Origin of the sequence: Aeromicrobium sp. HA, from assembly GCF_027171405.1 — a bacterium.
Lineage (GTDB): Bacteria > Actinomycetota > Actinomycetes > Propionibacteriales > Nocardioidaceae > Aeromicrobium > Aeromicrobium tamlense.
Map to the genome: position 1 here is coordinate 316373 of NZ_CP114372.1, position 26242 is coordinate 342614.

24 protein-coding genes are annotated in these 26242 nt (G+C 71.9%); 17 read left to right on the forward strand and 7 right to left on the reverse strand.

Going from position 1 to position 26242, the window contains the following annotated elements; translation table 11 throughout:
- Positions 1–20 precede the first annotated feature (20 nt).
- The 3 genes from dnaJ to O3S82_RS01625 all read left to right on the forward strand — a co-directional run bounded on the left by dnaJ (position 21) and on the right by O3S82_RS01625 (position 2425).
- Positions 21–1130, forward strand: coding sequence for a molecular chaperone DnaJ (gene dnaJ, locus O3S82_RS01615; RefSeq protein WP_269305051.1), 1110 nt, complete (start codon positions 21–23; stop codon positions 1128–1130).
- Positions 1127–1501 carry a heat shock protein transcriptional repressor HspR gene (locus tag O3S82_RS01620; protein WP_179426785.1) on the forward strand — a complete coding sequence of 125 codons (375 nt, stop codon included), beginning with the start codon at positions 1127–1129 and terminating at the stop codon, positions 1499–1501. Before dnaJ ends, O3S82_RS01620 begins: the two co-directional genes overlap by 4 nt.
- Before the next feature lie 93 nt (positions 1502–1594).
- The gene (locus tag O3S82_RS01625) at positions 1595–2425 is read left to right on the forward strand and encodes a hypothetical protein (protein ID WP_269305052.1); all 831 of its coding nucleotides are present in this window, start codon (positions 1595–1597) and stop codon (positions 2423–2425) included.
- Between the two features lie 6 nt (positions 2426–2431).
- Here O3S82_RS01625 and O3S82_RS01630 read toward each other — a convergent pair whose 3' ends face one another.
- On the reverse strand, positions 2432–3088 hold the full coding sequence (locus O3S82_RS01630) for a hypothetical protein (protein WP_269305054.1): 657 nt from the start codon (positions 3086–3088) through the stop codon (positions 2432–2434).
- Between the two features lie 134 nt (positions 3089–3222).
- Here O3S82_RS01630 and O3S82_RS01635 point away from each other — a divergent pair, with 134 nt between their 5' ends.
- The 3 genes from O3S82_RS01635 (at position 3223) to ppc (ending at position 7379) form a co-directional block, all read left to right on the forward strand.
- Positions 3223–4266: a M4 family metallopeptidase gene (locus tag O3S82_RS01635; protein ID WP_269305056.1), complete on the forward strand. Its 1044-nt coding sequence runs from the start codon at positions 3223–3225 to the stop codon at positions 4264–4266.
- The gene (locus O3S82_RS01640) at positions 4227–4511 is read left to right on the forward strand and encodes a protealysin inhibitor emfourin (RefSeq protein ID WP_269305058.1); all 285 of its coding nucleotides are present in this window, start codon (positions 4227–4229) and stop codon (positions 4509–4511) included. Before O3S82_RS01635 ends, O3S82_RS01640 begins: the two co-directional genes overlap by 40 nt.
- Before the next feature lie 81 nt (positions 4512–4592).
- A complete protein-coding gene (gene ppc / locus O3S82_RS01645; RefSeq protein ID WP_269305060.1) occupies positions 4593–7379 on the forward strand; it encodes a phosphoenolpyruvate carboxylase in 2787 nt (928 codons plus the stop codon).
- Positions 7380–7398: 19 nt separating this feature from the next.
- On the opposite strand, the gene O3S82_RS01650 is transcribed toward ppc, so the two are convergent.
- On the reverse strand, positions 7399–8922 hold the full coding sequence (locus O3S82_RS01650) for an AMP-binding protein (RefSeq protein WP_269305062.1): 1524 nt from the start codon (positions 8920–8922) through the stop codon (positions 7399–7401).
- A 138-nt stretch (positions 8923–9060) separates the two neighbouring features.
- On the opposite strand from O3S82_RS01650, the gene mmuM reads away from it, so the two are divergent.
- Both mmuM and O3S82_RS01660 read left to right on the forward strand, forming a co-directional pair.
- Positions 9061–9882 carry a homocysteine S-methyltransferase gene (gene mmuM / locus O3S82_RS01655; protein WP_269305063.1) on the forward strand — a complete coding sequence of 274 codons (822 nt, stop codon included), beginning with the start codon at positions 9061–9063 and terminating at the stop codon, positions 9880–9882.
- 30 nt (positions 9883–9912) lie between these two features.
- Positions 9913–10533 (forward strand): PaaI family thioesterase, encoded by a 621-nt coding sequence (locus tag O3S82_RS01660; protein WP_269305065.1) that lies wholly within the window; start codon positions 9913–9915, stop codon positions 10531–10533.
- A gap of 7 nt (positions 10534–10540) precedes the next feature.
- Here O3S82_RS01660 and O3S82_RS01665 read toward each other — a convergent pair whose 3' ends face one another.
- A complete protein-coding gene (locus tag O3S82_RS01665; protein WP_269307016.1) occupies positions 10541–11392 on the reverse strand; it encodes a 3-hydroxybutyryl-CoA dehydrogenase in 852 nt (283 codons plus the stop codon).
- 105 nt (positions 11393–11497) lie between these two features.
- Between O3S82_RS01665 and O3S82_RS01670 the strand changes: the two genes are divergently transcribed.
- The 3 genes from O3S82_RS01670 to O3S82_RS01680 all read left to right on the forward strand — a co-directional run bounded on the left by O3S82_RS01670 (position 11498) and on the right by O3S82_RS01680 (position 18245).
- On the forward strand, positions 11498–11887 hold the full coding sequence (locus O3S82_RS01670; protein ID WP_179426769.1) for a hypothetical protein: 390 nt from the start codon (positions 11498–11500) through the stop codon (positions 11885–11887).
- Between the two features lie 123 nt (positions 11888–12010).
- A complete protein-coding gene (locus O3S82_RS01675; protein ID WP_269305067.1) occupies positions 12011–14851 on the forward strand; it encodes a bifunctional metallophosphatase/5'-nucleotidase in 2841 nt (946 codons plus the stop codon).
- Positions 14852–14927: 76 nt separating this feature from the next.
- Positions 14928–18245 (forward strand): ExeM/NucH family extracellular endonuclease, encoded by a 3318-nt coding sequence (locus O3S82_RS01680; protein ID WP_269305069.1) that lies wholly within the window; start codon positions 14928–14930, stop codon positions 18243–18245.
- A gap of 75 nt (positions 18246–18320) precedes the next feature.
- Here the strand turns inward: O3S82_RS01680 and O3S82_RS01685 are convergent, their stop codons facing one another.
- Positions 18321–19163, reverse strand: coding sequence for a class I SAM-dependent methyltransferase (locus O3S82_RS01685; RefSeq protein WP_269305071.1), 843 nt, complete (start codon positions 19161–19163; stop codon positions 18321–18323).
- Positions 19164–19308: 145 nt separating this feature from the next.
- Here O3S82_RS01685 and O3S82_RS01690 point away from each other — a divergent pair, with 145 nt between their 5' ends.
- Positions 19309–19989 carry a winged helix-turn-helix transcriptional regulator gene (locus tag O3S82_RS01690; RefSeq protein WP_179426749.1) on the forward strand — a complete coding sequence of 227 codons (681 nt, stop codon included), beginning with the start codon at positions 19309–19311 and terminating at the stop codon, positions 19987–19989.
- Here the strand turns inward: O3S82_RS01690 and O3S82_RS01695 are convergent.
- The 3 genes from O3S82_RS01695 to O3S82_RS01705 form a co-directional block, all read right to left on the reverse strand.
- Positions 19976–20467 (reverse strand): SixA phosphatase family protein, encoded by a 492-nt coding sequence (locus O3S82_RS01695; RefSeq protein WP_179426747.1) that lies wholly within the window; start codon positions 20465–20467, stop codon positions 19976–19978. The two genes, O3S82_RS01690 and O3S82_RS01695, sit on opposite strands and share 14 nt — an antisense overlap.
- A gap of 132 nt (positions 20468–20599) precedes the next feature.
- Complete coding sequence (locus O3S82_RS01700) at positions 20600–21967, reverse strand: FAD-dependent oxidoreductase (RefSeq protein WP_179426745.1); 1368 nt, start codon at positions 21965–21967, stop codon at positions 20600–20602.
- A 9-nt stretch (positions 21968–21976) separates the two neighbouring features.
- Positions 21977–22315 carry a DUF952 domain-containing protein gene (locus O3S82_RS01705; RefSeq protein WP_269305076.1) on the reverse strand — a complete coding sequence of 113 codons (339 nt, stop codon included), beginning with the start codon at positions 22313–22315 and terminating at the stop codon, positions 21977–21979.
- A gap of 67 nt (positions 22316–22382) precedes the next feature.
- Here O3S82_RS01705 and O3S82_RS01710 point away from each other — a divergent pair, with 67 nt between their 5' ends.
- The 5 genes from O3S82_RS01710 (at position 22383) to O3S82_RS01730 (ending at position 26241) form a co-directional block, all read left to right on the forward strand.
- Positions 22383–22844 (forward strand): VOC family protein, encoded by a 462-nt coding sequence (locus tag O3S82_RS01710; RefSeq protein ID WP_269305078.1) that lies wholly within the window; start codon positions 22383–22385, stop codon positions 22842–22844.
- A gap of 141 nt (positions 22845–22985) precedes the next feature.
- Positions 22986–23465, forward strand: coding sequence for an FMN-binding protein (locus O3S82_RS01715; protein WP_179426738.1), 480 nt, complete (start codon positions 22986–22988; stop codon positions 23463–23465).
- A 3-nt stretch (positions 23466–23468) separates the two neighbouring features.
- Entirely contained in the window at positions 23469–24302 is an 834-nt protein-coding gene (locus O3S82_RS01720; RefSeq protein WP_269305081.1) for an FAD:protein FMN transferase, read from the forward strand.
- Entirely contained in the window at positions 24299–25780 is a 1482-nt protein-coding gene (locus O3S82_RS01725; protein ID WP_269305083.1) for an FAD-dependent oxidoreductase, read from the forward strand. Before O3S82_RS01720 ends, O3S82_RS01725 begins: the two co-directional genes overlap by 4 nt.
- Before the next feature lie 44 nt (positions 25781–25824).
- Complete coding sequence (locus O3S82_RS01730; protein WP_269305085.1) at positions 25825–26241, forward strand: OsmC family protein; 417 nt, start codon at positions 25825–25827, stop codon at positions 26239–26241.
- Position 26242 lies beyond the last annotated feature (1 nt).

Genomic DNA, 26242 nt, shown 5'->3' on the forward strand with positions numbered 1-26242 from the left:
CGACGAGGGAGGAGGGGTGAATGAGCGCACCGACTGACTGGGCGTCGAAGGACTTCTACGCGGTCCTGGGCGTCAAGAAGGATGCCTCGGCCGACGAGATCAAGAAGGCGTACCGCAAGCTGGCGCGGGACCACCACCCCGACTCCAACCCCGGCAACGCCCAGGCCGAGGAGCGCTTCAAGGCGATCTCGGAGGCGTACGGGGTCGTCGGGAACGCCGAGAAGCGCAAGCAGTACGACGAGCAGCGCTCGCTGTTCGGGCAGTTCAAGGGTGGCTTCCCGCCGCCCGGGGGCGGCTCGTACGGCGGGGGCGGCGTCGACTTCGACCTCGGCGACATCCTGGGCGGCATCTTCGGGGGCGGCGGGGCTCGCGGCGGACGGCGCCGTCAGGCGCAGCCGCGCCGGGGCGACGACCTCGAGACCGAGGCCACGATCACCTTCCGCCAGGCGGTGGAGGGCGCCACGATCCCGCTGCGGCTCACCAGCGACGAGCCCTGCTCGATGTGCCACGGCACCGGGGCCAAGCCCGGAACCGTGCCGAAGGTGTGCGGCAACTGCCAGGGCAGCGGCATGCAGACCAGCGCCTCGGGTGGCGTGTTCGCGATGACCGAGCCGTGCCGCCAGTGCCGCGGTCGCGGGCTCATCGTGGAGCACCCGTGCGAGGTGTGCGCGGGCTCGGGCCGCGCGCCGTCGAGCCGCACGATCAACGTCAAGGTGCCCGCGGGCGTCAAGGACGGCCAGCGGATCAAGATCCGCGGCAAGGGCGCGAAGGGCGACACCGGCGCACCCGCCGGCGACCTCTTCCTCGTGGTCCACGTCGAGGGTGACGAGCGCTTCGGGCGCAAGGGCGACGACCTCACGGTCACGGTGCCGCTGTCGTTCGACGACGCGGTGCTCGGCGGCGAGGTCAGCGCTCCCACGATCGACGGTCCACCGGTCAAGCTCAAGGTGCCCGCCGGCACCCCCAACGGCCGCACGTTCCGGGTGCGCGGCAAGGGCGGCACCCGCCGCGACGGCACCCGCGGCGACCTGCTCGTCACCGTCGAGGTGCAGGTGCCGCACGAGCCGTCGGCCGACGAGCTGGCCGCGATCGAGGCCTACCGTGCCGCAAGGATCGGGAGTACCTCATGAATGAATTCGTCCCGCCGGGACCGGAGGCCAAGGTCTTCGTCATCAGCATCGCCGCGGAGCTGTCGGGCCTGCACCCGCAGACCCTGCGCACGTACGACCGGATCGGCCTCGTCGAGGCCGGTCGCACGTCCGGCGGCGGCCGTCGCTACTCGCTGCGCGACATCGAGCTGCTGCGGATGGTGGCCCAGCTGACCGCCGAGGGCCTCGGGCTCGAGGGCGTGAAGCGCGTCATCGCGCTGGAGAACCAGGTGACCGCGCTGCAGGCGAAGGTCGCTGAGCTGCAGGCCGAGCTGGCCCAGGCGCGCGCCCCACAGAACCTCCCCGCGCTCTACGGCGACCGCCAGGTCACCGTCTGGCGCCGCCAGCGCTGACCCCGCCACCTCCGCCCTGCCCCGCCGACCCGCGACCCCGATGTGCGCCACTCGCCGAGGCGGGGCCGCCGCGCCGCCCCTAGGCTCGAGCGCATGCGCGCGAAGAGCCCGTGGCGGCGGATCCTGTTCACCCCGGTCCCGTGGCTGCTCGTGGTCGCCGTGGCCGTCGTGCAGTGGATCGTCATCGATGACGTGGCCGCCGACGTCGACGGCGACAGTCCGCTGGGCTACCTGCTGATGTTCGGCTCGGTCATCCCCGTGTCGTGGGCCGTGCTGGAGACGATGTGGGTGCGGTTCGACGGGCCGCGTCCCCTCGTCGCGCTCGGCCGGACGCTCGTCCTGCCGCTCATCATGGGCCCGGTGGTGGGTCTGACCGCCGTCCTCGTCCGGTACCGGTCCGGCGTCGAGGACACGATCGAGGCGGTTCGCCGCCCCGACGGCTGGCACTACTGGTTCGATGCATCGCGCGGTGGTGGCGGCATCTGGTCGGACGCCGCGCTGGTCGTCCTGGCCAACACCTTCATGCCGATGCTGGCGGGCCTCGGACTCGTCGTGTTCGTGGTCCTGCCGTGGTTCGCGTTCTTCCGCCCGGCGGAGTTCGTCGAGGCGAACATGATGGACACGAGCCCCGCGCACGCGGCCGCGAACGCCGCCGGCGCCCGGGTGCTGTCGGTGATCCTCATGCTGACGTTCGCCGTGCCCACCGCGATCGTGTGGCTGTCGAACGAGGGGCGCACCGGCCTGGGCTGGGTGCTCGGCATCACGATGGTCGTGGTGGGCATCGCGCTCACGCGGTTCGTGCTCAGCCGCCAGGTGCCCGACCACGTGCGCCGCGCCGACCTGCCGCAGTGGGCCAAGGGGATCCAGACCGTCCGGCACGAGGCCGAGCAGGAGCGACGGGCCGAGGGCCGCGACCCGTCCTGAGACGCCTCAGTCGTCGGTGCGCTCCTCGCGCTCCTTGCGGTCCTGCTGCTTGCGGTACTCGCCCCACGCGAGGCTGCACGCCACGAGCAGGGAGATGATCACGCCCCACGGCAGGTCGGCCAGCCAGTCGGGCGTGATGCGGCCGAGCCAGAAGAACGGGTTGAGGTACCGCAGCCAGCTCGGGAACGAGAACTCGAAGCCGACCTCGGGCAGGTTCACGTCCGGCGCGTCGGGCAGCCACGACCAATCGATCGCCGGAACGAGGCGGCCGAGCAGGGCCGACACGAGGGCGCCGATGCCGAGCAGTCCGACGACGCTGAACACGACGTGCCGGGCCGCCCAGGCCTTCGGGTGGGCCTCGCGCAGGTCGTGCAGGCGGCGGGCGCGGGTGCCCTCCGGTGGCACGAACGGCACGGTGACGGGCAGGTCCCCGTGGCCGGACTCCACCAGCACGACCTTCGACAGCGTCGCGCCGACCCCTCGCTCGGCCTTGACCTTCTGGTGGCGGCCGGCGATCCGGTCGAGCTCGAACTCGTGGTCGCCGAGCCGTCCGACCGTGGCCTCGTCGACCTCGACGCCGTCGAGCGACAGCACGAGGCCACCGGTCCCGTCGTCGCGCACGGCGAGGTCGCGGCCGCGGTCGCGCAGGGTCCAGGTGGCCATGACGGCACGCTAACCGGGCGACGAAGACGGCCGCCTCGGCCGATCGGCCAGTCCGGGCAGCCGGTCGGCCACGCCGGTCTCACGTGGCAGTCGTCGGCGCGCGCGATGTCGGTGCCGACGTCTACGGTCGGGACATGGACACGATTCGGGGGATCGTCCCGCCCTACCTTCTTCGCCACATCGCCGGCCTCGAGGACGACCGCTACGCCACGGCGGCCCAGGCGGCCCAGGCGGCACTCGCCGAGCGTCCCGAGCACGGCGGGCACGCGCACCCGTCGGCCCGGCCGCCGGCCACGACCGTGCCGCTGCGCCGCACGGTGCACGACGCGCGGAACGGCACCGAGCTGCCGGGCGAGGTCGTGCGCGACGAGGGCGACCCGCCGACGGGCGACGTCGCGGCCGATGAGGCCTACGACGGCTTCGGCGCCACCGACGACCTGCTCCGCGCGGTCTACGCACGGCAGTCGATCGACGACGCCGGACTGCCGCTGCTGGGCACCGTGCACTACGGCAACGCGTACGACAACGCCTTCTGGGACGGCTCGCAGATGGTGTTCGGCGACGGCGACGGCGAGATCTTCGGCCGCTTCACCGCGTCGCTCTCGGTGATCGGCCACGAGCTCGCGCACGGTCTCGTCGAGTACACCGTCGGTCTGGTCTACCGCGACCAGTCCGGCGCTCTCAACGAGTCCGTCGCCGACGTCTTTGGCGCGCTCGTCGAGCAGCGCGCCGCGGGCCAGACCGCCGACGAGGCCTCGTGGCTCATCGGCGAGGGCCTGTTCACCGACGCCGTCGAGGGTCGCGCGCTGCGGTCGATGAGCGCGCCGGGCACGGCCTACGACGACGACGTCCTCGGCAAGGACCCGCAGCCCGCCCACATGGACGACTTCGTCGAGACCCGGCAGGACAACGGCGGCGTCCACCTGAACTCGGGCATCCCCAACAAGGCGTTCCACCTCGTGGCCACCGGGCTCGGCGGCCACGCCTGGGAGGTGGCCGGCCGGATCTGGTACGAGACGCTGCTGGGTGACCTCTCGCCGCGCGCCACGTTCGAGGAGTTCGCGCGTGCCACGGTCGCGGTCGCCGAGAACCACGACGCGGCTGACGTGGTGCGCGGCGCGTGGCAGTCTGTGGGGGTATGGACGGAATCGACCAGCCCCTCCTCGTCGTCCGGGTGACCCGCACCGGCGGCCTCGCCGGCCTGCGCCGGCAGTGGGAGGTCGAGGCCACCAGCGAGGACGAGGCCCAGGTCTGGTGGCCGCTGGTCGAGGCGTGCCCGTGGGACGCCACTCCGGACGACGGCCACCCCGACGGATTCGTCTACGAGGTCCGGGCCAACGATCGCGAGGCGACCCTGCCCGAGCGGCAGGTCGACGGCCCGTGGCGCGACCTCGTCGACGCGGTCGTCCACCACACGCGCTGAGCGCCGCGCACCACCACCGGACTGGCTAGGCTGGACGCGGGCAACGGCGCCCCACGACATCCGTCAGCCGAGGGGAGCCCCGTGACCGACTCCGAGTTCGACGCCATCGCCCGTTCCAAGGACGACTCACTGCGCCACGACGTGCGCCGCGTGGGCGACCTGCTGGGCCAGACCCTGCGCCGCCTCGAGGGCGAGCACCTCTTCGAGCAGGTCGAGCTGGTCCGCGCGCAGGGCAAGATCATCGAGGACTCCGACGACGCCGACGAGCGGCACGAGGCCGCCACCCGGATCCGCGCCCTGCTGTCCGACCTCGACGCCGCCACGGTGGGCAAGCTCGTGCGGGCGTTCAGCGTCTACTTCAATCTCGCCAACGTGGCCGAGCAGGTCGCGCGCGTGCGCGGGATCGAGTCGCGGCCCGACGACGGCGGCTGGCTCGCCCGCGCGATCGAGGACATCGTCGCCGAGCAGGGCGTCGACGCGCTGCGCGAGGGCATCGAGCGGATCGACGTGCGCGCGATCTTCACCGCGCACCCCACCGAGGTCAGCCGCCGCACGGTGCTGACCAAGCTGCGTCGCATCGCCGACATCCTGCTCGACTCCGCCGAGCCGGGCACGCGTCGACGCACCGCGCAGGACCGCGACCTGGCGCAGCTGATCGACCTCATCTGGCAGACCGACGCCGTCCGCCGCACGCGGCCCACGCCCGTGGACGAGGCGCGGCACCTCGTGTTCTTCCTCCAGCAGATCCTCGAGGAGGCGCTGCCCGACATCGGCACCGACCTCGCCGACCGGCTGGCTGAGCACGACATCGTCCTCGATCCCGCGCACCGTCCTCTGTCGTTCGGCACGTGGATCGGTGGCGACCGCGACGGCAACCCCAACGTGACCCCGCAGGTCACGCTCGACATCCTGCGGCTGCAGAACCGCATCGCCACGCGCATCGTCGACACCAACCTCGACCTGCTGATCCGCGAGCTGTCGTCGTCCGACGAGCTCGTCGAGGTCAGCGCCGAGCTGACGAAGTCGCTGCAGGCCGACCTCACGGCCCTGCCCGACCTCGACCCGCGACTGCTGCTCGTGAACGCCCACGAGCCCTACCGGCTCAAGCTGTCGTGCGTGAAGCTCAAGGTCGCGAACTCGGCGGCGCGCGTCGCCGACGGCACGCCCCACGTGCCCGGACGCGACTATGCCAACCGCGACGAGCTGCTGGCCGACCTGCGCGTCGTCGACGCGTCGCTGCGCGCGAACGGCGGCGAGCTCATCGCCGACCGCATGCTGGCGCGCGCGATCCGCGCGATCTCCTCGGTGGGGCTGCACCTGGCCACGATGGACATCCGTGAGCACGCCGAGGCCCACCACCACGCGCTCGGCATCCTGTACGACCGCCTCGACGAGTCGGAGACGCCCTACGCCGAGCTCGACCGCGACGAGCGTTTCGCGCTGCTGTCGCGCGAGCTGGGCCGACTGCGGCCGCTGTCGGCCGATCCGCCCGCCCTCGACGAGTGGGGCGCGCGCACGTACGGGGTCTTCACCGCGGTGCGCGAGCTGAAGGAGACCTTCGGCGAGGACGTCATCGAGTCCTACATCGTGTCGATGACGCTCGGCGGGGATGACCTCCTCGCGCCGGTCGTGCTGGCCCGCCAGGCCGGCCTGGTCGACCTCGTCGGCAGCGACGAGACGCCGCCCTTCGCGCGGCTCGGCTTCGTCCCGCTGCTGGAGACGGTCGACGAGATCCGTCGCGCCGGCGACGTCCTCGACGAGCTGCTGTCCGACGACCACTACCGCTCGCTCGTGCGGTTGCGCGACGACACGCAGGAGGTCATGCTCGGCTACTCGGACTCGAACAAGGCCGGTGGCATCACCACCTCGCAGTGGGAGCTGCACCGCGCCCAGCGCGCGCTGCGCGACGTGGCGCAGAAGCACGGTGTCACGCTGCGGCTGTTCCACGGCCGTGGCGGCACCGTCGGCCGTGGCGGCGGACCCACCTACGACGCGATCCTCGCCCAGCCGTACGGCGTGCTCACCGGCGACATCAAGTTCACCGAGCAGGGCGAGGTCATCAGCGACAAGTACTCGCTGCCGCGCCTCGGCCACGAGAACCTCGAGCTGTCGTTCGCGGCCGTGCTCGAGGCGTCCACCCTGCACCTGCAGGCCCGCACGCCCGCCGAGTCGATGCAGCAGTGGGACGACACGATGACCCAGGTCAGCGACGCGGCCTACGAGTCCTACCGCAAGCTGATCGACGCGCCGGGGCTGTTCGAGTACTTCCTGGCCTCGACCCCGGTCGACCAGCTCGGCGACCTCAACATCGGCTCGCGCCCGTCGCGCCGGCCCGAGACGGGCGGCGGCATCGATGGCCTCCGGGCGATCCCGTGGGTGTTCGGCTGGACCCAGAGCCGCCAGGTCGTGCCGGGCTGGTTCGGCGTCGGCAGCGGCCTGCGCGCCGCGCGGCTCGCCGGCCAGGCCGACGTGCTCGGCGAGATGCTCGAGAAGTGGCACTTCTTCCGCACGTTCATCTCGAACGTGGAGATGACGCTGGCCAAGACCGACCTCGACGTCGCGGGGCACTACGTGGACACCCTCGTCCCGGCGGACCTGCGACCGATCTTCGACCGCATCCGCGCCGAGCACGCGGTCACCGTGGAGGAGGTGCTGCGCGTCACCGGCGAGCGGCACGTGCTCGACGACCAGCCCGCGCTGCGCCGCACGCTGGAGGTGCGCGACGCGTACCTCCAGCCGATCTCGTTCGCCCAGGTCGACCTGCTGGCCCGCTACCGCGAGGACCCCGACGCCGTCGACGAGGACATGCGCGCCGCGCTGCTGCAGACCGTCAACGGCATCGCCAACGGCCTGCGCAACACCGGCTGACCCGGGTGTCGAGATCCGGTCAGTTGACGAGGCGGTCGCGGCCCTCCCAGTACTGGGCGCGAAGCTTGAACTTCTGCAGCTTGCCGGTGGCGGTGCGGGCGAGCTCCTCGCGGAACTCGACGCGCTTGGGCACCTTGTAGCCGGCGAGGCGCTCGCGGGCGTGGGCGCGCAGGTCCTCCTCCGTGACGTCGCCCTCGACCACGACGAGGGCCAGCACGAGCTCGCCCCACTTGTCGTCGGGAACGCCGATGACGGCGACCTCGCGCACGGCCGGGTGCGACGCGAGCACGTCCTCGACCTCGATCGAGGAGACGTTCTCGCCGCCGGACACGATGACGTCCTTCTTGCGGTCGGCGATCGTGACGTAGCCGTCCTCGTAGACGCCGCCGTCGCCGGTGTGGAACCAGCCGTCGGCCAGCGCGTCCTGGGTGGCGTCCGGGTTCTCCCAGTACGACTCGAGCACCGTGTTGCTGCGGGCGAGGATCTCGCCCTTGTCGTCGACCATGATCCGGGTGCCGAGCGTGGGCGCCCCGGCACGGGCGAGCAGGCGCGCCTGCTCCTCGCCCTCGAGGTCGTCCCACTCCTCGCGCATGCGGCTCATCGTCAGCAGCGGCGAGGTCTCGGTGAGCCCGTAGATCTGGATGAACTCCCAGCCCAGCTCCTCGCGGACGCGCTGGATCGTGCGGGTCGGCGGGGGAGCGCCGGCCACGATGCAGCGCACCCGGTCGCGGCCGGTCTCGCCGGTCCAGTCGGGCAGCGCGTCGAGGACCGCGTTCAGCACCGCCGGCGCGCAGGCCAGCACGGTGACGCCGTGCTCCTCGATCCGTCGGAGGATCTCGGTGCCGTCGATCTGGCGGATCACGACCTGCTTCGCGCCCACGCCGGTGGCGGAGTAGAGCAGGCCCCAGCCGTCGCAGTGGAACATCGGCAGCGTGTGCAGGTAGACGTCGCGGTCGGTCAGCGTGGCGTGCCAGCCGAACGTGGTGGCGTTGACCCAGCGCGCGCGGTGCGTCTGCTGCACGCCCTTCGGCCGGGCCGTCGTGCCCGAGGTGTAGTTGATCGTGGCGGTCGCGTTCTCGTCCGGCTCCCACTCGGCCGGCTCGGCCTTCGACGCCCAGATCCGGTCGTCGTCGCGGCCCAGCACGAACACGTGCTTGGCCGACGCGCACGCGTCGGCGAGGTGCTCCAGCTCGGGATCGAGCATGACGACCTCGGCGCCGGAGTGCTCGACGATGTACTGCACCTCGGCCGGTGCGAGCCGGAAGTTCACGGGCACGAAGATGCGACCCCAGTTGGCCACGCCGTAGAAGGAGGCGAGCAGGCGCGCCGCGTTGTGCGACACCATCGCCACGCGCGCGCCCTGCGCGATCCCGAGCTCGTCGAGCGTGGCCGCCTGGCTGCGCGCCTTCGCGTAGAGCTGCGCGTAGGTCAGCTCGCCCCACGAGTCCGCCACCTGGCTCGGCTCGTCGACCACGGCGACGCGGTCGGGGTAGACGGTGTGGGCGCGGTCGAGGAAGTCGCGCAGGGTCAGCGGGACGATCATGAGGCCTCCGGCGGGTCGAACGGTGCGTGTGGGTCACGTCACGCTGCCATTGTGGCGACTCCCGCTCGCCTCGTGCACCTCGGGCCCGGACCGATCGACCAGCGGTCGGGCCCTCCCGGCGAACGGCATACTGGCCGGATGCACGTGCTCGACGGTGGACTGTCCAACGCCCTGGAGGCCCGGGGGAACGACCTGTCCGGGGGCGAGTGGACCGCGCGGGTGCTGCGCACGTCGCCCGACGAGATCGTCGCGGTGCACCGCGCCTACTTCGAGGCCGGGGCCGACGTGGCGACCTCCGCCAGCTACCAGGCGAGCGACCCCGGCCTCATCCGGCTGAGCGTCGAGCTGGCCCGTGAGGCCGCCGGCGACGTCGAGGGCCGCCTGGTCGCCGGTTCGCTGGGTCCGTTCGGGGCGCTGCGCGCCGACGGGTCGGAGTACCGCGGTCGCTACGGACTCACCGCGCGGGAGTTGGAGGAGGTGCACCGGCCGCGCCTCGAGGCCCTCCTGGCCGCCGGACCAGATGTGATCGCCGTCGAGACGATCCCCGACACCGACGAGGCCGAAGTGCTGGCACGGCTGCTCGCGGAGTACGACCACGCGGCGTGGTTCTCCTACTCGATCGTCGGTGATCGCACGTGCGCCGGCCAGCGGCTCGATGCCGCGTTCGCGATCCCGGCAGCCGTGGACAGCGTGGTGGCCGTCGGCGTGAACTGCTGTGCACCCGCCGACGTCGGCCCTGCGCTGCGGGCCGCCGCGGCCACGGGCAAGCCGGGCGTCGTCTACCCCAACGCGGGCGAGGTCTGGGACGCCGAGGCGCAGCAGTGGGTCGGCACCAGCACGTACGACGTCGGTCTGGTGCCCGCGTGGGTCGAGGCCGGAGCCGCGTGGGTCGGCGGCTGCTGCCGGGTGGGTCCCGAGGCGGTCTCGCGCGTCGCCGGGATCATGGGTGCCCTCGGCTGACGCGACGAGCGCTTGGATAGCCTCGCTCGGGTGAGCTGGGAAGAGATGTTCAAGGGCGACTTCGCCGCCGACGACGTGCGGGCCTACGGCGAGCTGGTCGAGCACCTGCACGCCGTCCAGAACGCGCTCGCCGCCATGCCGATGGACCGCGAGGCGATCGACGGTCTCGCCGCCGACCTCGCCGGCTGGCGCGAGCGGCTCGAACCGCTCGCCACCGACGAGCAGCACCAGGTCAACGGGCGCGTCGCCGAGCTGCCCGTGCGCGGGCACGCGATGCTGCCCGAGCTTCTCGTCACCTCGCGCACGCGCGACCGCGTGGAGGGCACGGTGCGGTTCGGCCGCTGGTTCATGGGCGGCGGCATGGCCGTGCACGGCGGTGCCGTGACGCTGCTGTTCGACGAGGTGCTCGGCATCCTCGCGTCGCTGGCCGCCGGTGGCATCACCCGCACGGCCTACCTCAACACCAGCTACCGCGCCCTGACGCCGATCGACACCGAGCTCGAGGCGATCGCGTGGATCGACCGCGTCGAGGGCCGCAAGTGGTTCGTGCGCGGCGAGCTGCGCCACGGCGACGTCGTGTGCGCCGAGGCCGAGGGCCTCTTCCTGCGCCTGCTTCCCGAGCAGGGGCTCGGGAAGCGCACGACGGACTGACCGCGGCTCAGGGGTAGGGGTAGAAGCCCTGGCCCGACTTCTTGCCCAGCAGGCCAGCGTCGACCATGCGGTCGAGCAGCGGCGGCGGCGAGTAGAGGGGCTCCTTGAACTCCTCGTACATCGACTCGCCGATCGCCTTGATGGTGTCCAGTCCGATGAGGTCGCTCAGCGCGAGCGGCCCCATCGGGTGGCCGCAGCCCAGCACCATGCCGTTGTCGATGTCCTTCGCCGAGGCGTACCCGGCCTCGTACATCCGGATCGCCGACAGCAGGTACGGCACGAGCAGCGAGTTCACGATGAAGCCCGCGCGGTCGGTCGCGTCGATCGGCTGCTTGCCGAGCGTCTCGGAGACGTAGCCGCGCATGCGGTCGAGCGTCTTGTCCGAGGTGGTCAGCGACGGGATCAGCTCGACGAGCTTCATGACGGGCGCGGGGTTGAAGAAGTGCACGCCCATGACCCGGTCGGCGCGACCCGAGGCGGCGCCGAGCTTCACGATCGGGATCGACGACGTGTTGGACGCCAGGATCGCGTCCGGGTCCTGCAGGATCTGCCCGATCCGCGTGAACAGGTCGAGCTTGACCGACTCCTTCTCGCTCGCCGCCTCGACCACGAGCTGGCGGTCGGCCAGCGCGTTCAGGTCGGTGGTGACGTTGATGGCGTCGAGCGCGGCGTCACGGGCGGTCTCCGAGAGCTTGCCGCGGTCGACGGCGCGCTGCAGGGACGACTCGATGCGACCGTGCGCGGCGGTGGCCGCGTCCTCGGTCACCTCGACGACGACGACCGACAGGCCGGCGCGGGCGTTGACCTCCGCGATGCCGGACCCCATGAGGCCGCCTCCGACGACTCCGATGCGTTCGATGGACACTCGACCTCCTGAAAGATGATGGATTCCTCAGCTTCGATCGTACCGGCCGCCGGGGTGCGCCTCCGCGGGCGCATGGGGCCCGCGTGATGGGATGGACCCATGCGTGCGTGGGTCTCGGTGGTGCTCGTCCTGGCGGTGGCCGGCTGCGGTGCGAGCGACGGCTCGGCCGCCCCGAAGACCGACGCCACGTCGACCGCTCCGGGTCAGGTGGGGACCGAGGCCCAGGGCACGGTCGACCCGCTCGCGATCACCACGTTCACGTGCCGCCAGAACGCCAAGGGGCGCTGGAAGGTGCAGGGCACGCTCAAGAACACGGGCAAGCAGGTGCGCGACTACCGGGTCACCGCCTTCATCGGTCAGCAGACCGGACCGGCGCGCGTGGTCGAGCTCGACCGGGTCAAGGCCGGCGCCACGGTGCCGTTCGCGATCGACCCGATCGTGGCCGCGCCCGACGGCCCGTGCCGCCTCCAGGCGACGATCGCGCTCTAGCCCGCGCGGCCCCCGACCTTTTGCCGGGTCTTAACCAAAAAGACATGCTTCGGCAGGTCTCTTGGGTGATTCTCAGGGTTACGGTGTGGCGACCCGTGTTCCCTGCGACAAAGGACCAAGATCTTGAAGTCCCGACGTTCCCTCTCGGTCGTCGCGATCGGAGCGCTGCTCAGTGCGCCGATCGTGGTGGCCCCGTCGGCGAGTGCCGCCGACCCGGTCGACATCACCTTCATCGACATCAACGACTTCCACGGCCGCATCGACGCGAACACCGCCAAGTTCGCCACGACCGTGGAGAGCATCCGAGACACGGAGGGCGCCGCCAACACGCTCTTCCTGTCCGTCGGTGACAACATCGGTGCCTCACCGTTCGCCTCGGCCACGCAGCAGGACGCGCCGACGATCGACGTGCTGAACGCGCTCGACCTCGACGTGTCCGCCGTGGGCAACCACGAGTTCGACCGCGGCTTCGCCGATCTCACGGGTCGCGTCACCGACCGGGCCGACTTCCCGTACCTGGGCGCCAACGTCCGGCTCAAGTCCGACGGCTCGGCCGCGCTGCCCGCCTCGGAGACGTTCGAGCGCGCCGGCCTGAAGGTCGCCGTCATCGGCGCTGTCACGCAGGAGACCCCCACGCTGGTGACCCCCTCGGGCATCTCGGACCTCGAGTTCACCGACCCCGTCGCAGCGGTCAACACCGAGGTCGACCGTCTCGAGGCGCTGCCCGAGGCCGATCGTCCCGACGTCATCGTCGCGGCGTACCACGAGGGAGCCGGCGCGGGCACGCCCGACGGCTCGTCGCTGGCCGAGGAGGTCGCCCACGGCGGCGCCTTCGCCGACATCGTGAACGGCACCGACGCCTCGGTGGACGCGATCTTCACCGGCCACACGCACAAGGTCTACGCCTGGGACGCCCCGGTGCCCGGCGCGGCCGGCAAGACGCGCCCGGTCCTGCAGACCGGCAGCTACGGCGACAACGTCGGCAAGGTCACCCTGTCGGTCGATCCCGACACCGGCGACGTCGCCGCGCACACCGTGGAGAACGTCGCGCGGGCCGCGACCGCCAACCTGGCGTCGCCGCGCGTCGCCCAGGTCCAGCAGATCGTCGACAGCGCGCTCGCGTACGCCGCCACGATCGGCAACGAGAAGGTCGCCGACATCTCGGCCGACATCACCACGGCCTACACCGGCGGCAGCTACGTCAACGGCGTCTACACGCCGTCGAACCCGGCCGCCCCGAAGACGGGCCGCGACGACCGCGCCAGCGAGTCGACGATCGGCAACCTGGTCCCCGACGCGATGCTCGAGCAGTCCAAGAGCACGCCGGCGCCCGCCGACCTGGCCCTCAACAACCCCGGTGGCCTGCGCGACGAGCTGTTCTACGCCGGCAACACCACCACCGGCGGCCCGAACAACACCGACGGCTCGGTGACGTTCGCCGAGGCCAACGCGGTCCTGCCGTTCACCAACAACCTCTACACGGTCACCCTCACGGGCGCCTCGCTGAAGAAGGTCTTCGAGCAGCAGTGGCAGCGTGACGCGAACGGCAACGTGCCGAGCCGTCCGTACCAGCAGCTGGGCGTGTCGGACAACGTCCGCTACACGTACGACGCCACCCGCGACGAGGGCGATCGCGTCACCAGCATCTGGATCGACGACCAGCTGATCGACCCGGCGAAGTCCTACAGGGTCATCGTCCCGTCCTTCCTGGGCACCGGTGGCGACAACTTCCGCGCCTTCAAGGAGGGCACGTGGGTCGACACCGGCGTCGTCGACTACGAGGGCTGGATCGACTACCTCGGCGACAACTCCCCGGTCGCGCCCGACTTCGGTCGCCGCTCGGTCGCCGTCACGGGTCTCGCGGACTCCTACGAGGTCGGCGACAGCGCCTCGTTCTCGCTGCCGAAGCTGAACCTCACGTCGCTGGGCAGCCCGGCGAACACCTCGGTCAGCGCGGTCCTCGAGTACGGCGACGACCAGTCGCTCGACCTCGGCACCCAAGCGGTCACGAACGGCGCCTCCGGCACGTTCACGTTCACGGTCCCGGCCGGCGCGATCGAGGGCGGCACGATCCGCGCGACGGCGGCGCCCAGCGGCACCGTCGCCACGATCCCGCTGTCGGTCGAGAAGGCCGCGTCCACGACGACCGCCACGGCCCCGGCCCAGGTCACCAAGGGCGACGTCTTCGACGTCTCGGTCGAGGTCGCCGCGGCGGCCGGTGTCGACGTCGACGGTCCGGTCCGGATCCTCGAGGGCGACCACATCGTCGGTGCCGGCACCGTCACCGACGGCGAGGGCACCGTGGACGTCCACGCCGCCGACCTGCGACTCGGCCAGCGCACGCTGACCGTTTCGTTCGACGGCTCCTCCACCGTGGCCCCGTCCGAGGGCACCGTCTCGGTCGAGGTCATCAAGGGCGAGACGCCGTTCACCGCGAAGGGCTCGACCACGCCGTACGGCACCGGCGCGACCATCACGATGTCGGCCGCCCCCGGCACCACCGGCATCGTCTACGTCGCCAACCAGCTGGGCATGCAGGTCGGCACCGCCTTCCTCTCCGACGGCAAGGGCACGTTCCGCTTCGGCGGCACCGCGCTCAAGCCGGGCTCGCACACCTACGGCCTGTTCTTCAACGGCAGCGCCTCGTACGAGCCGGCCGACGCCACGGTGACGGTCAAGGTGACGAAGGCGAACACCTCGGTGCGCGCCGTCGTCGCGAAGAAGGTCTCGGCCAAGAACGCGGTCCTGAAGGCGCGCGTCTCGGGCCGGGGCTTCACCCCGGCCGGCACGGTCGTGGTCAAGCGCGGCACGAAGGTCGTGGGCAAGGCGCAGGTGAAGAACGGCGTGGCCCGCGTGAAGCTGTCGAAGCTCCCGCGCGGCAAGGCCACGCTGCGGGTCTTCTACAAGGGCAGCTCCGTCGCGAACGCGTCCAAGACCTCCGTGAAGACCATGGTCGTCAAGTAGTGAACCGAGCCGGGGCGGCCTGCGTGCAGGCCGCCCCGGCCCACTCCCACCTGCACCCATCTCGAGGGGAATCCTGATGTCTCGTCCTGTCCTGCGCGGACTCACCGCGCTCGCCGTCGCGGCCGGTGCGGCCGTGGCGGTGCCGTCCGCGGCCACCGCCGCGCCCGACGGCTCCGGCCTCGTGATCAACGAGGTCTACGTCGACGGAGGCTCGGCCGGCGCGCCCTACAAGCTCAAGTTCATCGAGCTGCGCAACCCGACCGCGGCCGCGATCGACGTCTCCGGCTGGTCGGTCCAGTACCGGTCCTCCGGCGGAACGACCGCGTTCACCGGAGTGACGCCGCTGGGCTCTCACGAGGTGCAGCCCGGTGGCTCGTTCCTGGTGGCAGGACAGGGCAACAGTACGGCCGCCGGCGCCGACCTCCCGGCCCCCGACGTCACCGGGTCGATCAACCCCGCGGGCGCGTCGGGCACCATCGCGCTGGTCAGGTCGGAGACCGCCCTGACGGGCCAGCCGAGCGCCGTCCTCGCCGACGCGACCCTGGTGGACCTGGTGGGCTACGGCAGCACCAACACCTTCGAGGGCACGGCCCCGGCACCGCTCGACCCCGCCGTCGGCGAGTCCCTGGCGCGCACGGGCGGGGTCGACACCGATCAGAACGGTGCCGACTTCACGAAGCAGACGCCTCCGAGCCCCGTGGCATGCGGCACGGCGTGCGACGTGGCGCCTCCGCCGGTGCTGGACGCGACCATCGCCGAGATCCAGGGCACCGGCGCGGCCAGCCCTCTGGTCGGCAGGACGGTCCGCACGACCGGAGTCGTCACCGGCCACTACGCCTCGGGCGGCTTCAACGGCGCCTACATCCAGACACCCGGCACCGGCGGCACGGCGGGCCCGGCCTCGCACGGCCTCTTCGTCTTCGGCGCGTCCACCACGTTCGCGCAGTCGGTCGAGCTCGGCGCCACGATCGACGTCACCGGCACCGTCTCGGAGTTCAACGGCCTGACCCAGGTCACCGCGGTGTCGTGGCAGGACGCGACGACGCCCGGCACGGTCACCCCGACCCCGGTCACGTTCCCGATGAGCCCGGCCCAGCGGGAGGCGCTCGAGGGCATGCTCGTCGACGCCACCTCGGGCACCTACACGCTGACGAACAACTACGGCACGAACACGTTCGGCGAGATCGGCCTGGCGGCCGGTGACACCGTGCTGCCGCAGCCGACCAACGAGGTCCGCCCGCGCACCTCGGCGTACGACGCGCTCGTCGCGCAGAACGCCGCGCGCGCGATCAGCATCGACGACGGCAAGAGCATCAACTTCACGTCGGGCGCCAACCGCGCGATCCCGGGTCCGTGGCTCACGCCCGGCAACGAGGTCCGCACGGGCGCGAAGGTGACGATCGACGATCCGATGATCATGGACTGGCGCAACAGCACCTGGAAGCTCCAGCCCACGCAGCCGTTCGCCGCCGGTGACGAGCCGGCCACGATCTCGTCGGAGAGCACGCGCGAGCCGGCGCCGAAGGACGTCGGCGGCGCGGTCAAGCTCGCCTCGTTCAACGTACTGAACTACTTCACCACCACGGGCGAGGACTGGGTGGCCTCGGGCCGCGGCACGTGCACCTGGTACACCGACCGCGACGGCAACCGCATCACGGTCAACGAGTGCACGAACAACGGCCCCCGCGGTGCGGCCAACGACGCCAGCCTGGCGCGTCAGCAGGCCAAGATCGTGAAGGCGATCAACACGCTCGACGCCGACGTGCTGTCGCTCGAGGAGATCGAGGACACCGGCTCGCTCGGTGGCGCCGACCGTGACGAGGCCCTCAAGACCCTCGTCGCCGCGCTCAACGCCGACGCCGGCACCGAGCGCTGGGCACCCGTGCTGTCGCCGGCCGCGATCCCGACCTCGGGCCGCGACGTCATCCGCACCGCGTTCATCTACCAGCGCGACGTGGTCGAGCCGGTCGGTCCGTCGGTCATCCTCGACTCGCCCGCGTTCTCCAACGCCCGCGCCCCGCTGGCGCAGGAGTTCCGTCCGGTCGACGGCGACGCCGGCCAGGACTTCCTGGCGATCGTCAACCACTTCAAGTCCAAGGGCTCGGGCGAGGGCGTGAACGCCGACCAGGGCGACGGCCAGGGCGCGTCCAACCGCGCTCGCGTCGGCCAGGCCGAGGCGCTCGTCGACTTCGTGGCCTCGCTGGAGGCGCAGACCGACACCGACCGCGTCTTCCTGCTCGGCGACTTCAACTCCTACGCCAAGGAGGACCCACTCGCGATCATCGAGGACGCCGGCTTCGTCAACGTCGACCAGCGCCTGACGAACGAGGAGACCTACCAGTTCGAGGGCATGCACGGCTCGCTCGACCACGTGTTCGCGTCCTCGGCCGCGTTCGCGCGGGTCACCGGCGCCGACGTGTGGACGATCAACGCGCCCGAGTCGATCGGCCGTGAGTACAGCCGCTTCAACAACAACGTGACGAGCCTGTTCGACGCTTCGACCCCGTACCGCGCCAGCGACCACGACCCCGTGATCGTCGGCTTCGACCCGGGTGCGGCGGCCGAGGTCGCCACCACGACCTCGGCGGACGTGCCCAAGGTCGTGTGGGCCGACGAGCCGTTCGACGTCGCCGTCACGGTCGGCTCGGCCGTGGGCTCGCCGCGCGGCACGGTCACGGTCTCGCTCGGCGACGAGGTGCTGGGCACGGCCGAGGTCTCCGGTGGTGCCGCCACGGTGACGGTCCCGGCCGACACGCTGCGCGCCGGCCGTCACGTGCTCGACGTCGACTTCGCCGGCGAGGGCCGCTACGCCGACTCGACCGCGAAGGTCGCCGTCGACGTGCGCGCCGTGTCCACGCTGACCGCCAAGGCGGCGCGCGGCACCTACGGCAAGCCGACGGCGATCGCCGTCACGGGCGCCCCGGGTGCCAGCGGCCTGACGTACGCGACGGTCGACGGCCGCATCATCGCCTCGGCGATCATGCGCGACGGCACGGCCACGATCCGCGTGCCCGGCACCGCGCTGCGTCCGGGCACCACGACGGTGCGGGTCTTCTACGGCGGCAGCCGCGACGTCGACCCGAGCGAGACCAGCGTCCGGGTCACGATCGCGAAGGCCAAGGCCACGGTTGCCGCGAAGGTGCTGAACGGCAAGGTCACCGACCGCACGCGCGCGAAGGTGCGCGTCACGGTCAGGACCCCGGGCTTCACCGAGAAGTCGGGCACGGTGCGGATCTACCGCGGCTCGAAGGTGATCGGCTCCGCGAAGGTCAAGGGCGGCAAGGCCACGGTCACGCTGCCGCGTCAGAAGTCCTCGGTGCGCCTGGTGGCGAAGTACGGCGGCTCGTCGCTGACGTCGCCCGCCAGCCGCGCATTCGTGCTGCGGGTGCGCTGAGGCAGGGGGACAGGCCGGACGGCCCCAGGATCGAGGGAGATCCTGGGGCCGTCCTCTGTCCCGGCGCGTCCGGGGTCAGCGCACCCGCCCGGTCACCAGCAGGTACTCCCACTGCATCGTGAAGCCGTCCTCGTCGCGCGTCCCCTCGCGCTCGCCGAGGGCCGCGAGGTCGCGGTCGAGCTCGGCGGTGCGGTCGGGGTCGCCGGCGTGGGCCGCGTAGGCCGCGATCGTCGGACCGTAGTGCTTCGCGAAGTAGTCGCGGAACTGCTCGCCGCCCTCGAAGAGGGTGACGGGGAGCGTCATCCGCCGCAGCTCGAGGTCCTCGACGCGGTCGCCGAGCAGGTCGCGGACGTGATCCTCCTGGCCCCACAGCGGGGGTGGGGAGACGCCCGGGGGCGGCGGCGGGACGTACTGCTTCATCGTCGCGAACAGCTGGCCGATCGTGCCCTCGGGCGTCCAGCAGACGAGGCCGATCCGGCCGCCGGGGCGGGCCGTGCGGACCAGCTCGTCGGCCGCTCGCTGGTGGTGCGGCGCGAACATCACGCCGATGCACGACATGACGACGTCGAACGCGTCGTCCTCGTACGGCAGCGCCTCGGCGTCCGCGACGTCCCACGCGAGGGTGTCGTCGGGGTGGGACTCGCGGCCCACGTCGAGGAGCTCGGGCGTGAGGTCGGACGCGACGGCGTCGGCCCCGCGGCGGGCGGCGCGGACGGCCGCGCTGCCGGTGCCGGCCGCGACGTCGAGGACGCGCTCGCCGCTCTGGACGTCGAGGGCGTCGACGAGGACACCGCCCAGCGGGGAGACGATCTCGCGGCAGACACGGTCGTAGTCGCCGAGTGCCCACATCCTGCGGTGACGAGCCTTCAGCTCGAGGTCCTGCTGTGCTGCGGTGTCGGTGGTCTCAGTGGTGCTCATGGAACTTCCTTCGGTGCTTCGTTGCCTTCCGACAGAGTCCGTCCAGCGGCCGTGGTGATACCAGTTCTGTTTCTGTACCGCCCGATCGGACGGTGGCGCGGCGGCGTGGCGCAGGCGCACGATGGGCGGGACGAAGGGGTGACCCATGGCGACGTCCTACGGCCAGTTCTGTCCACTCGCGAAGGCGATGGAGATCCTCGACGAGCGGTGGACGGTCCTGATCGTCCGCGAGCTCCTGCTCGGCAGCACGCGGTTCAACGAGCTCCGGCGCGGCGTGCCGCGGATGTCGCCGGCGCTGCTGTCCAAGCGGCTCCAGGCCCTCGAGCGGCACGGGATCGTCGACCACGAGGACGGCCACTACCGGCTGACCGAGTGCGGTCGCGACCTGCACACCGCCGTGATGAGCCTGGGCGTCTGGGGACTGCGCTGGATCGAGGACTTCGGCGACGAGGACCTCGACCCGCACCTGCTGATGTGGGACGTGCGGCGCACCGTGCCGACCGCGTCGTGGCCGCCGGGACGCACGTGCGTGGCGGTGGAGTTCACCGACCTGCAGCGGGCGCGCCGGTGGTGGCTCGTGGTCGCGGGCGGCCAAGTCGACGCGTGCGACTACGACCCGGGCTTCGAGGTGACGGCCACGGTGCGCGCCACCTTGCGCACGCTCACGCACGTGTGGCGCGGCGACGTCTCGTGGGAGCGGGCGATGCGCGCACGGCAGGTCGAGATCGAGGCGCCGCGCGACGTGCGCCGGGACGTGCCCGACTGGTTCGGCCGGTCGATGCTGGCCGACGCGCTGGCGGCGCAGGCCGCGGTCAGCGCGGGATGACGACCTCGAGCAGCGTGGCGGTGCCGACGTCCAGCTGGGCCCACGGGCGGGCGACGTCGAGGACGGCGATGGCCGAGGTCGGGAAGCCCGCGCGGACCTCGTTCACGACGGCGGGGTCGGACTCCTCGCTCGCGAGCCGGGCGGCCAGGCCGGGGGTGCCCGGGGCGTGGCCGACGAGCAGCACGGTGTCGGCCGACGCCTCGACCGACTGGACCGCCTCCAGCAGGCTCCCGGTCCAGCCCTCGTAGATCGAGTCGAGGAAGGTCGTCGGCGCCTCGAGGCCCGTGGCGGCGAGGGTCTCGCGCGTGCGGATGGCGGTCGAGCAGATCACGGCGTCGACCGAGCCCACGTGCTCGCGGATCCAGTCACCGGCGAGCGCGGCCTCGCGCCGTCCGCGATCGGCGAGCGGCCGCTCGAAGTCCTCGACCCCGTCCGGGAACGCGGCCTTGCCGTGGCGCATCAGCAGCAGTCGGCTCATGGCTCGAGTCTAGGCAGCCTCGGGCCGTCCGGTCCCGGACGCGAGATGTGTAGCGGTGTCCACCGTTTTTCGGCCGATTCGACCGAGAAAGGGTGGATACCGCTACACATCTGGCGCGCCGGAGGCGCGGAGTCAGGCGCGGGCGATGCCGACCATCTCGTCGCGCGGGACGACCTTCTTGCGCTCGCGCGGGTGGGTGTCGGAGGCGCCGAGGCTCTCCTCGTGGGCGTCCAGCTTCTCCCAGCCCTCCCACGTCGTGTACTCGATGCCGCGGCTGTCGAGGTGACGGTCGAAGGCCTCGCGCTCGGCGAACTCCGGGGCCGGCAGGCTCGGCAGGTCCTCGACGAGCATCTTGATCGTCTGGGCCGCGTCGGACTTGGTGTGGCCGATCAGGCCGACCGGGCCGCGCTTGATCCAGCCGGTGGCGTAGACGCCCTCGATCGGCGAGCCGTCGATGTCGAGCACGTGGCCGCCGTCGTTGGGCAGGACGCCCGCGTTGGCGTCGAACGGCAGGCCCGGCAGGTTGTCGGAGTAGTAGCCGATCGCGCGGTAGACGGCCTGGACGGGCCAGTCCTTGAACTCGCCGGTGCCGCGGACGTTGCCGGTGCCGTCGAGCTCGGTGATCTCGGTGCGCAGGCCCACCACGCGCCCGTCCTCGCCGAGGATCTCGACGGGGTTCTGGCAGAAGTGGATGTGGATCCGGTGGGGCGCGCCCGACGGCTCCTTGGCCAGGTAGTCGCCGAGCACCTTGACGACGAGCTTCTGGCTCTTGGCGGCGGCGAGCGCCTCCATGGAGCCGTGGTCGAACTCGTAGCCCTCGGGGTGCACGATGACGTCGATCGTGGGGGAGTGCGACAGCTCGCGCAGCTCCATCGGGGTGAACTTCACCTGGGCCGGGCCGCGGCGCGCGAACACGTGCACGTCGGTGGTGGCGTTGTTCTTGAGGCCCTCGTAGACGTTGTCGGGGATCTCGGTGACGAGCAGCTCGTCGGCGGTCTTGGCCAGGATGCGGGCGACGTCGAGGCCCACGTTGCCGACGCCGAGGACGGCGACCTCCTTGGCGTGGGGCTGGAAGTCCCACTCGCGGGGCGCGTCGGGGTGGCCGTCGTACCAGTAGACGAAGTCGGCCGCGCCGTACGAGCCGTCGAGGTCGATGCCCGGCAGGTTCAGCTCGCGGTCGCGGCGCGCGCCGGTGGCGAACACGACGGCGTCGTAGAAGCCCTTGAGGTCCTCGAGCTTGATGTCGGTGCCGAAGTTGACGTTGCCGAAGAAGCGGATGTCCTCGTTGGCCATCACGCGCTTGAGCGCCTTGATGATCTCCTTGATCCGCGGGTGATCGGGGGCGACGCCGTAACGGATCAGGCCGAACGGGGTGGGGTCGCGGTCGAGGATGTCGACGGTGACGTCGAGGTCCTCGGTCTTGGTGAGGATGTCGGCCGCGTACACGCCAGCGGGGCCGGCGCCGACGACGGCGACGCGCACCTTCCTGTCCACAGTCATGAGGCAAGCCTAAGACTCGCGCCCCAACGCCTCGGCACCCGACCGCCATCTGGACCGGCGCACGACCCAGGACCTCGGGATCGGCCCGTGATAGTGGGGGAAGTCCTCGGTGCCGCGCGGTCCCTCGGCGGCCTCCCAGCGCAGCAGCGGGTCGCCGGCCGGTACCTCGATCCGCAGCACCAGGAGGTCCTCGACCCCGGCGAAGAACAGCGCCGCGGTCCCGGCGACCTGCTCGGCGGTGGAGAGGTGCACGAAGCCCTCGGTCTTCAGCGAGGCCGGGGCGTACGCGTCACCGACCTCGCGCCACACGGACTCGGACACGAGGTGGAACAGGGGATCGCTCGTCACCCGTCGATTCTCGTCGGTCGGCGGGTGCATGATGGCGGTGCGGTCCCCACGAGAACGGAGCGATCCCATGAGCCTCGACGTCCAGGTCACGTTCGACGCGCACGATCCACCGGCCCTGGCCGACTTCTGGGCGGCCGTCCTCGGCTACGAGGTGCCGGGCCCGCCCGACGCCCAGCTCGGCCCCGGCGACGACCCGTGGGCGGCGTGGGACGACTTCCTCGAGCGGGTCGGCGTGCCGCCCGCGCTGCGCCGCTCCAAGGCCGCGATCGAGGACCCGCAGGGCAGGGGCCCGCGCGTCTTCTTCCAGCAGGTGCCCGAGGACAAGGTGGCCAAGAACCGCGTCCACCTCGACGTCCGCGCCGCACCGGGTCTCGAGGGCGACGAGCGGATGGCCGCGCTCGAGCGGGCCTGCGAGCGGCTCGTCGCGCTCGGGGCCGAGCGCGTGCGGCGGTTCGAGCCGGCGCCGCCGATGGAGTCGGGCTTCATCGTGATGCGCGATCCCGAGGGCAACGAGTTCTGCCTCGACTGAGCTCCGCCTCGCCCACCTGAGAACCTCCTGTGCGTCTGTCCGGGAGGCGGTCCTGAGGTCGATTCTCACGCGGCGTTCGCCTAGGTTGTTGGCACGACGGTTGAACGAGAAACCACATCGTGCCCCGACCCCAGGAGCCTCATGACCCCGACGAAGCGCCGCGCCTACGCCGCCCTCGCCGCCTCGACCGCCCTCCTCACGCTCGCCGCGTGCGGTGACAGCGACGCCGCCGAGAACGACGCGTCCTCCAGCAAGACCCCCTCCGCCACGTCCGCGGCGCCGTCCGAGCCCGCCGCCTCCGACTCCGGCGCCACCGGCGCCTTCACCGCCGGCGAGTACGAGGCCACCGGCAGCTACACCACCCCCGACGGCCAGACCCAGAAGATCGAGGTCGAGGTCGAGCTCGCCGCCGACGGCACGATCACCTCGCTCGACGCCGACGGCCAGGCCGAGGGCGGCAACTCCGAGCAGTTCCAGAAGAAGTTCGAGAGCGGCATCGACGCCCAGGTCGAGGGCCGCAAGATCACCGAGCTCGACGTCGACAAGGTGTCCGGCTCCTCCCTGACCAGCGGCGGCTTCAACGACGCCATCGACCAGATCATCAGCCAGGCCCAGGCCTGACCCATGAGCTCCGACTGGCGTCTCGACGCCATCGGAACCGCGTGGTCGATCGGGACCCCCGACCCGATCGCCCCCGGGCTGCGAACCGCGATCACGGACCGCATCGACTCGTTCGATCGGACGTGGTCGCGGTTCCGCGCCGACTCCGCCGTGAGTGCGCTGCGCACTGAGCGTGAGGTCGACCTCGGGCCCGACGCCCCCGCGATCCTGGCCCTCTACGACCGCCTCTTCGCGCTGACCGACGGTGCCGTGAGCCCGCTCGTCGGCGGCGCCCTCGAGCAGCTGGGCTACGGCCCCGGCTACACCCTGACCCCCTCCGGCGACCCCGTGCGCGTGCCGTCGTGGGCGGACTGCGAGCTGAGCGGCAGCGTGCTGCGCGTGCCCGGCCCGGTGGTCCTCGACATCGGCGCGGTCGGCAAGGGCTGGCTCGCCGGCGAGGTCGCCGCGATGATCGACCAGCCCTGCGTCGTCGACGCCAGCGGCGACCTCGTGAACCGCTCGGGTGACGTCCTGCGCGTCGCGCTCGAGGATCCCGACGACCCCACGCTGGCCGTCGCCGTCGTCGAGGTCCCCGACGGCGAGGCGATCTGCGGCTCGGCCAGCAACCGGCGCCGCTGGTCGACCGACCTGCACCACGTCCTCGACGCGCGCTCGGGGCGCCCGACGCGCGACGTCGTGGCCGCGTGGGCCGGCGGACCCGACGCCGGTTGGGCCGACGGTCTCGCGACCGCGGCGTTCTTCAGCTCGACCCTTCCCGAGACGGGCCATTGGTGGGCATCCTTGGACCGGAATCGGCGGCTGGTGGCCCGTGAGCTGCCCGGAGAGGTGTTCACATGACGTTCCTGGATCGCCAGCTCGGCCGGTTCACGATGTACCGACTCGTCACCCTGGTGCTGCTGGCGCTGGTCGTCGTGGCGGTGGTCCAGTCCGCCCTCGGCGTGCTCGACTCCGACATCTTCCCGGTGGACGCGCTGCTGCTGACGCTCGCCGTGATGGTCGCGACGTCGGTGGTGGTCAACTACGTGGTGGGTCGTGCCATCGGCGCGCGCCCGCACCTCGAGTCCTCGATCGTCACCGCGCTGATCCTGTGGTTCCTCTACTGGCCCACCACGCACGGCGAGCAGCTGGCCTGGCTGGCACTCGTCGCGGCGCTCGCGCAGATCTCCAAGTACCTCATCGCGTGGCGAGGCAGGCACCTCGTCAACCCGGCCGCGGCCGGCGTGGTGCTCTCGGTGCTGATCGGCTGGGTCACCGACTGGCCGATCCCGTTCACGGGCTGGTGGGTCGCGAGCGAGTCGCTGTTCGGGTTCGTCCTCGTCGGCGCGCTGCTGGTGCTGTACCGCACCCGCCGGCTGGCCCTCGGAGCCGTGTTCGCGCTGGTCGCGATCGCCGTCACGGTCTGGTGGCAGCTGGGCGTCGGCGCCGAGCTCACCGAGGCCCTGCGCTTCACCCTCTACTCCACGCCCATCGTGTTCTTCGGCGGCTTCATGCTGAGCGAGCCACTGACCCTGCCCCCGCGGCGGACCCAGATGCTCGGCGTCGCGGCGCTCGCGGGCATCGCCTTCACGTGGCCGCTGCTGACGTCGCGCCTGTTCGGCGATCCGTGGACCACCGAGCCGTTCACCAGCACCTACGAGCTCGCCCTCGTCGTCACCGGACTCGTGGCGTTCGCGCTGCGCCAGGGCTCGCGCACCCTCGTCCTGCGCGAGCAGCGCCGGCTGGGCGACGACGTCGTCGAGTACGTCTTCGACGCCGATCGCCCGCTGACGTTCGTGCCCGGCCAGTACGTCGAGCTCGACGTGCCGCACGCGCGCATCGACACCCGCGGCCGCCGGCGCATGTTCAGCGTCGTCTCGGCGCCCGGCCGCGAGGTCGTTCTCGCGACGCGGCATCCCGAGCCCGGTTCCTCCTACAAGCGCGCCCTCGCCGCGTCCGAGCCCGGCGACCACTTCCGCGTCACGGCCGTCCACGGCGACTTCGTCTGGCCGGCGAAGGGGCCCGTGCTGCTGGTCGGCGCGGGGATCGGCGTCACTCCGTTCCTCAGCCAGCTAGCCGCGCACCGCGGACGCGACGTCGTGGTCGTGGTGGGCGAGCGCGCCGCGCAGCCCTACGCCACCGAGCTCGAGGCGTCGGACGCGAAGGTCCTCCGCCTCCCCGTGGAGGAGGTCGACGGCGACACGATCGCGCGACTCGTCCCCGACCTCGACCAGCGCACGGCGCTCGTCTCGGGCCGCCCGGACTTCGTCGACGAGGTCTCGCGCGGCCTGCGCCGCCGCGTCCGCCGGCTGCGCCGCGACCACTTCCTGGGGTACTGAGTCGGGGGTTGCGATCGCGCCGGAGCCGGGCGCACGATCGAGGGATGAGGATCTCCGCCACCGTGCACCACGAGCCGGGGCGCCACGAGGTGACGGTCCGGACCGACGACCGCACCACGACGCTCGACCTGCCCGCCCGCGAGGACGGGCCCGGCTCGGCCGTCAACGGCGGTGAGCTGCTGGCCGCCGCGCTCGCGACCTGCTTCCTCAACGACCTCCACCGCGAGGCCGTCCGCCGCGGCGTCGACATCGGCGCGGTCCAGGTGGTCGTCGAGTCCGAGTTCGGCGATCGCGGGGAGCCCGCCTCCGACCTCACCTACCGCGTGCACGTGCAGTCCGCCGCCGACGCGGGCCTCGTGGCCGACCTCGTGCGCGAGACCGACCTGCTCGCCGAGGTGCACGGCACGCTCCGCGCCGGTCGCGACGTCGAGCTGAGCAGCGTGCAGATCAGCGCCCCCTGAG